The following is a 6,878-nucleotide window of genomic DNA, read 5'->3' on the forward strand; positions in this document are numbered from 1 at the left end:
GATCAACGCCCATCATCTGCGCAGCTTCCGGGTCCTGAGCCACGGCGCGGATGCTCGCGCCGATCCGCGTCCGGTTGATCAGGAGATCCACGAGCACCATGGAAGCTCCGCCGATGGCCAGGATGGCGAGGTTCTCGTAGCGGATCACCACGCCGCCGATCTCGAAGATCCCGCCGGGGAGGAGGGCGGGGAAGGGCTTGGGGTCCGCTCCGCGCGGGTAGAAGACGAGGACGGCCTCGCGGATGACGAGGCCAAGGGAAAGCGTCGCGAGGAGGGTCATCAGCGGTGGTGCCTTTGCGAGAGGCTTGACGCAGGCCCGCTCGGTGAGGACGCCGATCAGGCCGATCAGGAGGATGGCTCCCAGGAAGGTGAGGGGGAGGGCGACGGCCGGGCTCGCGAGCCCGACTGCCGCCCAGAGGAACGTGAGGCTCAGGCCGGCGAACGCCCCCAGCGTGAAGATGTCGCCGTGGGAGAAGTGGATCACGTCGAGCACGCCGAAGAAAAGGGTGAAACCCACGGCAATCAGGGCGTACATGACGCCCAGCATCAGGCCGTTGAAGGCCTGCTGCAGAAGAACCTCGGGCGGCGGCATCGCGTGCGCCGAGTTCGGGTGTCGAGCAGATCGGGAGCGGGGGCGAGCCTACCCCCGCTCGCGCTTGAACCTGAGCCCTGGCAGCTCGCGCTTCCCGGCGGCGTACTCCGAATCCTCCCAGACCACCCACTTGCCGTCCTGGGCGACGTGGGTCGTGATCAGCGGGACGGTGTTCTGGCCGTGCTCGTCGAACTCGACCGGGCCAATGATCGTGTCCTGCTTCTTCATCCGCTTCAGCCGCTGCGCCACCTTGGCGCGATCGGGCCCGACCTCCTCGATGGTGTCTATGACGAGGTGAGTCGCTACGTACGCGAACGGGCCGTAGGCCTCCGACGGCTCCTTGAAGTTCATCTTGGCGTACGCCTCGAGGAACCTCTTCCCGCCGGGGAGCTTCTCGGTCGGCGCCCCCTCGACGAAGCAGTAGACGCCCTCGGCGCTGGGGCCCGCGGTCTCGATGAACGTGTCGGACTTGATGCCCGAGGTCCCCTGGAACTGGGCCTTGACCCCGAGCTTGTCCATCTGGACCTTGACGCGGACGCCGTCCGGCGTCAGGCCACCGTAGTAGATCACCTCGGGCTTCTCGGCCTTGACCTTCGTCAGCTCGGCCGCGTAGTCCTTCTGGTCCTTGGCGGTTCCGGTCACCGACAGGATCTTGCCGCCGACCTTCTCCAGCCCTTCGGTGAAGTACTTGGCGTGGCCCCGGCCGTAGTCGGTGGTGTCGTGGATGATCGAGAAGGTCCTGAAACCGAGCTTCTTCACGGCGAACGCGGCGGCGATGTGGTTCTGGTTGATCATCGTGCCGTTGACCCGCGTGACCTCCACGTGCTTGTGGCTGTAGGTGATGTCCGGGAGCACCGCCCCCCACACCATGGATGGCAGCCCCAGCTTGTGGAAGCTGTCCACGGTGGCGATGGCGACGACGCTGCAGTAGTGGGAGACAGAGGCGATGACCTCCGGGTCCGAGCCGGCCTTGAGCGCTGCCTGCACGCCCACGGTGGGCTTGCACTCGTCGTCCAGCACGATCGTCTCGTAGCGGTACTTGCTCCTGGGGTCCGCGTTCCTCTCGGCGACGGCGAGCAAGAAGGAGTTCCGACCGCCTAGTCCGTTCGAGGCGGTCCCGCCGGTCAGCGGCGCAATGAACGAGAGCTTGACCACCTTCTTGCCCTGGGCGCGGGCGCTCCGCAAAGGGCTTCCGAAGGCCACCAGGCCGATCCCGATAGACACTCCCGTCCTGAGCAGGTCACGACGGCTCAGCTCCCGGGACGCGGTCCCGTCCGTGTCGAGCCTCGAAACTCGATCGTCCATGTCTCGACCCTCCTTGACTGTGTGGATGGTTGCTGCATCGCTCGCCCTTGGAGCGGTCCAGGCGAGGCCTGGCGGCGATGCGACGTGATGATAGCCCGGACGCTCGGTCAAGGGCAATGCCGATCGCGATGATCGCCCTTGACAGGACCCGGCGCTTATAGTATCCACTTCCCGTGACCCAACCCCCCTCCGTCGACATTCACGCCCACTTCTTCCCCGAGGGCTACTTCAAGCTCATCGCCGAGGAGGGGGAGCGCTTCGGCGCGCGGCTCTCCCGCACGGACCCCAAGGGGCCCGTGATCGAGGTAGGGCCGGTGCGGACCGGGCCCCTCCGCGCGGCCTTCACCGACCTGGACCTCCGCCTGAAGGAGATGAACCGCCAGGGCGTCCGGGTCCACGCCCTTTCGCTGACGCTCCCGATGGTCTACTGGGCCGACGGCGACCTCGGGCTCCGGCTGGCCCGGGCGGTCAACGATGCCATGGCTCAGGCGCACACCGCGTTCCCGGAGCGGTTCGTGGGCCTCGCCACGCTCCCGATGCAGGAGCCGAAGCTGGCTGTGGAGGAAGTGGAACGCGCGGCCCGGCTGCCGGGAATCCGCGGGGTCTACCTCGGGACCAACATCCGCGGCCGCGAGCTGTCGGAGCCCGACTTCTTTCCGGTGTACGAGCGGATCGAGAGCCTGGGCCTTCCGCTCCTCCTCCACCCCCTCAACGTCATCGGTGCCCAGCGGCTGGCCCCCTACTACCTGGGCAATCTCCTGGGCAACCCCTTTGACAACGCCATCGCCGCCGCGCACCTGATCTTCGGCGGCGTGCTCGACCGCTTCAAGCGGCTCCGGGTCTGCCTCCCCCACGGCGGCGGAGCCTTCCCCTACCTCGTCGGGCGGCTCAGCCGGGGCTGGCGGGTGCGGGGCGAGTGCAAGCACCTCAAGCGCCCGCCGTCGGCCTACCTCCGCCGCTTCCACTACGACACCATCACCCATTCCGCCGAGGCGCTCCGCTACCTGATCGGGCTCGTCGGCGCGGACCGCGTCATGCTGGGGAGCGACTACTGCTTCGACATGGGGTACGAGCGTCCCGTCGAGGTGGTCACGCGCCTCCGCGGTCTCAGCCGTGCCGACCAGGCTCGGATCCTCGGCGGCAACGCGGTCCGGTTCCTCCACTACCGGTAGATGAAGCTGACCGCAAACGGGGTCCGGATCATCGTCGGCGAGGACGACCCGGGCACGCCGGTGGGGATGGCACGGGTCATCCAGGAGCGCATCCGGGGCGCCGAGCCGGCCGTGCTCCCGAACGCGGCCCAGTGCTCGTGCAACGAGGCGGCGAAGGAGTTCAACGAGGTGCCGCTCGCGTTCCTGGCGCGGCTCACCTAGCGCGTTCGGAGGCTGGGATGGCACTTCGGTACGGTCAGCCTGCCCCGGGTTTTTCGCTGCCCTCGAGCCGCGGAGGCGCGATGACGCTCGCCGAATTCCGCGGCCAGGCCGACGTTGTCCTGGCCTTCTTCTGTTACGCGTGGGGTGGAATCTGAACGCCCGAGCTCGCCGGCCTGGGCCAGGTCGCCGGCAAGCTGCGCGAGCGTGGCGCTGCGCTGCTGGCGATCAGCGGCGATAGCTCGTTCTGCCAGACGGAGTTCGCCCGGGCGCGGGAGCTTCCGTTCCCGCTCCTGAGCGACGTCCACCGGACCGTGATCCGCGCCTACGACGTACTCGACGAGGCTCGGAACGTGGCCTACCGGTCGACCTTCGTCGTGGATCGGGATGGCCTGCTCCGATGGGGCCAGGCCGGTGACCGGCACATGATCCGCGACGGCGCGGAAATCCTCCGGGTTCTGGATCTCGTGGAGACCCTGCGCCGGAGGGCATGAGATGCTCGCGGCTGGCGGGACCGGTCTCATCGGTGCGGAGGTCCGCCGCCGACCCGCTCCTGGTCGAGGGCCAGATCCACGGCGGGCTCGCTCAGGGGGTGGGCCAAGCGCTCTGGGAGCATATGGTGTACGAGCCGTCCGGCCAGTGCCTGAGCGCGTCGCTGATGGACTACGCGATCCCCAGGGCCGACATGCTGCCGGCGTTCGAGCTGAACCGCATCGAGACGCCATCGCCCGTGAACCCGCTCGGCGCCAAGGGATGCGGCGAGGCCGGCGCGATCGGCTCGCCGCCGGCCGTCGTCAACGCTGTGATCGACGCGCTCCAGCCGCTCGGCGTCACGCACCTGGACACGCCGCTGACGGCCGCCCGCGTGTGGGCCGCAATTCAACAGGCCAAATCGCGAAGGAAGTCAGTATGATTCTTCGTGTTTTCGCACTCGGTGTGGCGCTTCTGCTGATGACCTCGACCGCCGCGGCCCAGGAGCCGATCCGCGTCGGCTTCATCACCGACCTGACGGGACCACTGGCCCAGCCCGGGAAGGAGATGGAGAATGGTATCCGGCTCTTTCTGGCCGAGCACAAGAACACCCTGAGCGGGCGACCCGTGGAGTTGACAGTGCTCGACGGAGGCAGCTCACCCGCCGTCGCCCTCACCAAAGCGCGCGAGCTGGTGGAGCAGCGCAAGGTCCACGTCATCATCGGCCCGCTTCCGGCCTTCGAGGCCTACGCCATCGTGCCGTATCTCAACGAGAAGCGGATCCCCTCTCTCTCGCCGAGCGCAGCGGCTGACGATCTCACCCAACGCAAGGCCACCCAGTTCTTCGTCCGCGTGGCCTCCACCTCGAGCCAACCCACCCAGCCCTTCGGCACCTACGCGGCGAAGACGCTCGGCTACAAGAAGGTGGCGACGATCGCGGACGATTTCGCCTTCGGCCACGAGGTGGTCGCGGGTTTCCACAAGGCGTTCGAGGATGCGGGCGGTCAGATTGTCCAGAAGCTCTGGCCGCCTCTGGGGACCAAGGACCAGGGGCCGTTCATCGCCCGGCTCCGGAAGGACATTGACGCTGTCTTCATCGGCTTCGCCGGGGTGGCAGCGTTACGCTTTTTGAAGCAGTTCGAGGAAGCGGGGCTCAAGGGTAAGATCGCCGTGCTGGCGAACCAGACCGCGGTGGACGAGGCCCTCCTTCGCAGTATGGGAGATGAGGCGCTCGGCGTCATTTCCACCATGCACTACAGCGCGGCGCTCGAGACGCCGGCGAACCGCAAGTTCGTGGCCGCCTACCGGAAGGGGTTCGGCACCGATCCCGGGTACTACTCGGTAGGCGCATATACGGCGGGGCTCTTTCTCAAGCAGGCGCTCGAGCAGGTCGGCGGCAAGGTCGAGAACACCGATAACTTTCTCAAGGCACTCCGGAGCGTGGCGATCGCGGATGCGCCCGGCGGGCCGATCCGGCTGGACAAGTACGGCCAGGCGGTCCACAACATCTATATCCGGCGCGTCGAGAAGAGGGATGGCCGGCTCCAGAACACGGTGATCCACACGATCGAGAACGGGAGCCAGTTCTGGACCTACCCGGAGGCCGAGTTCCTCAAACAGCCGGTCTACTCGCGCGACTACCCGCCTTGCCGGTTCTGCTGAGTATGGATTTTCGAGCCGAGGGGCTTCGGACGAGCCGCAGGCGTGGCTGTTCGAGCCGTGGCGCTTCGGCGCAGGCCAGTTTCATCGCCTGCGCCAGCGACGTGGCGAGGCCCGAGCAAGTAGCCCGAGGCGAGGGCTGAATGGAATTCTGGATCATCCAGACCTTTAACGGGGTCTCGTACGGGGCGCTGCTCTTCCTGCTCGCCGGGGGACTGACGCTCATCTTCGGGATGATGCGGATCGTCAACATGACCCACGGATCCTACTACCTGCTCGGGGGCTACGTGGGGCTCACCGTCATCTGGCAGGGAGGACATTTCGTCCTTGCGATCCTGGTAGGCGCCCTGGCGATTGCCGTCGTGGGCATAGGCGAATACAACGCATTCCTCAAGCGGCTTGCCGGACAGGAGCTGGGCCAGGTGCTCACCACCATGGGTTTCGCCCTGATCTTCCAGGATCTGGGTCTGGTGATCTGGGGCGGGGATCCGTACACGATCCCGGTGCCCGCCGTCCTGTCCGGGTCCTACACGATCGGGCAGCTCTACTTTCCGGTCTATCGGATCTTCATCGCCGTCGTCGCCGTGGCGATTGCCGTGATCCTCTGGCTGGTCCTCGAGCGGACACGGCTCGGGGCGATGATCCGCGCCACCGTGGATGATGTGGAGATGGCGCGCGGGGTCGGCATCAATGTGCCCCTGATCTCGATGGGCGTGTTCGCCTTCGGAGCCTTCCTCGCTTCGGTGGCCGGCGTGGTCGCGGGAGGGTTCGTGGGAGTCTACCCGGGTGCGGACTTCGAGATCCTCCCGTATGCCTTCGTGGTAGTGATCGTCGGAGGGATGGGAAGCCTCAAGGGCGCCCTGATCGGCGCTTTGATGGTCGGCCTCTTGGATAACTTCGGCAAGGCCCTCTTCCCGGAGCTGTCGTACTTCACGCTTTTTGCACCCATGGCGGCGATTTTGGCGATCAGGCCGACAGGGCTCTTTGGTCGGACGTGAGAAGCCGGCCGGTGCACGCGCGATACCAGCTGATCGGGCTCGGGGTCACCCTGCTTCTCCTCATGATTTCGCCCCCCTTCCTCTCGTCGTTCCTGCTGACGCTTCTCACCCAGTCGTTGATCTACGCCATCCTGGCCATGAGCCTCGACCTCCTCCTCGGCTACACCGGGCTCCCGTCGCTGGGCCATGCCGCCTACCTCGGTATCGGGGCGTACAGCGTGGGCGTGCTCACGACCCAGCACGGCGCGGACTTCTGGATTACTCTGGCGGTTGGGGTGCTCCTCGGCATGGCAGGTGCCGCGGTCTTCGGCCTGGTTGCCCTCCGCGCCACCGGAGTTTACTTCCTCATGATCACGCTGGCACTCGGGATGGTAGTCTGGGGGCTCGCCTACCGGTGGGTTTCGCTGACTCAGGGGGATAACGGGATCCCCGGAATCCCGCGGCCCGATCTCGGCCTGCCGTGGTCGCTCAGCAAGTCGACCC

The 6,878-nt window shown here is 66.8% G+C and carries 10 protein-coding genes; 8 read left to right on the forward strand and 2 right to left on the reverse strand.

The window, feature by feature from the left end:
* Together HY726_06255 and HY726_06260 are read right to left on the reverse strand one after the other, a co-directional pair.
* On the reverse strand, positions 1-592 hold a 592-nt coding region (locus tag HY726_06255; protein ID MBI4608587.1), incomplete at its 3' end, for a branched-chain amino acid ABC transporter permease.
* Positions 593-640: 48 nt separating this feature from the next.
* Entirely contained in the window at positions 641-1,897 is a 1,257-nt protein-coding gene (locus HY726_06260) for a branched-chain amino acid ABC transporter substrate-binding protein (protein MBI4608588.1), read from the reverse strand.
* Positions 1,898-2,070: 173 nt separating this feature from the next.
* Here HY726_06260 and HY726_06265 point away from each other — a divergent pair, with 173 nt between their 5' ends.
* From HY726_06265 to HY726_06300, 8 genes are all read left to right on the forward strand, one after another.
* Positions 2,071-3,069, forward strand: coding sequence for an amidohydrolase (locus HY726_06265; GenBank protein MBI4608589.1), 999 nt, complete (start codon positions 2,071-2,073; stop codon positions 3,067-3,069).
* Positions 3,070-3,270: a hypothetical protein gene (locus HY726_06270; protein MBI4608590.1), complete on the forward strand. Its 201-nt coding sequence runs from the start codon at positions 3,070-3,072 to the stop codon at positions 3,268-3,270. It abuts the gene before it with no gap.
* Positions 3,271-3,287: 17 nt separating this feature from the next.
* Entirely contained in the window at positions 3,288-3,425 is a 138-nt protein-coding gene (locus tag HY726_06275; GenBank protein MBI4608591.1) for a hypothetical protein, read from the forward strand.
* Between the two features lie 18 nt (positions 3,426-3,443).
* Positions 3,444-3,761, forward strand: a complete 318-nt coding sequence (locus HY726_06280) for a peroxiredoxin family protein (protein MBI4608592.1) — start codon at positions 3,444-3,446, stop codon at positions 3,759-3,761.
* Positions 3,758-4,180 carry a molybdopterin-dependent oxidoreductase gene (locus tag HY726_06285; protein MBI4608593.1) on the forward strand — a complete coding sequence of 141 codons (423 nt, stop codon included), beginning with the start codon at positions 3,758-3,760 and terminating at the stop codon, positions 4,178-4,180. Before HY726_06280 ends, HY726_06285 begins: the two co-directional genes overlap by 4 nt.
* The gene (locus tag HY726_06290) at positions 4,177-5,400 is read left to right on the forward strand and encodes an ABC transporter substrate-binding protein (protein MBI4608594.1); all 1,224 of its coding nucleotides are present in this window, start codon (positions 4,177-4,179) and stop codon (positions 5,398-5,400) included. The genes HY726_06285 and HY726_06290 overlap by 4 nt, the downstream gene beginning before the upstream one ends.
* Positions 5,401-5,540: 140 nt before the next feature.
* Positions 5,541-6,395, forward strand: a complete 855-nt coding sequence (locus tag HY726_06295) for a branched-chain amino acid ABC transporter permease (GenBank protein ID MBI4608595.1) — start codon at positions 5,541-5,543, stop codon at positions 6,393-6,395.
* An 11-nt stretch (positions 6,396-6,406) separates the two neighbouring features.
* On the forward strand, positions 6,407-6,878 hold a 472-nt coding region (locus HY726_06300), incomplete at its 3' end, for a branched-chain amino acid ABC transporter permease (GenBank protein MBI4608596.1).

Source organism: Candidatus Rokuibacteriota bacterium (assembly GCA_016209385.1).
Classification (GTDB): domain Bacteria; phylum Methylomirabilota; class Methylomirabilia; order Rokubacteriales; family CSP1-6; genus JACQWB01.

Bases quoted from the DNA above. Each gene is read 5' to 3' on its own strand.
- HY726_06260 (MBI4608588.1), bottom strand. From the start codon at position 1,897: ATGGACGATCGAGTTTCGAGGCTCGACACGGACGGGACCGCGTCCCGG.
- HY726_06270 (MBI4608590.1), top strand. From the start codon at position 3,070: ATGAAGCTGACCGCAAACGGGGTCCGGATCATCGTCGGCGAGGACGAC.
- HY726_06275 (MBI4608591.1), top strand. From the start codon at position 3,288: ATGGCACTTCGGTACGGTCAGCCTGCCCCGGGTTTTTCGCTGCCCTCG.
- HY726_06285 (MBI4608593.1), top strand. From the start codon at position 3,758: ATGAGATGCTCGCGGCTGGCGGGACCGGTCTCATCGGTGCGGAGGTCC.
- HY726_06290 (MBI4608594.1), top strand. From the start codon at position 4,177: ATGATTCTTCGTGTTTTCGCACTCGGTGTGGCGCTTCTGCTGATGACC.
- HY726_06295 (MBI4608595.1), top strand. From the start codon at position 5,541: ATGGAATTCTGGATCATCCAGACCTTTAACGGGGTCTCGTACGGGGCG.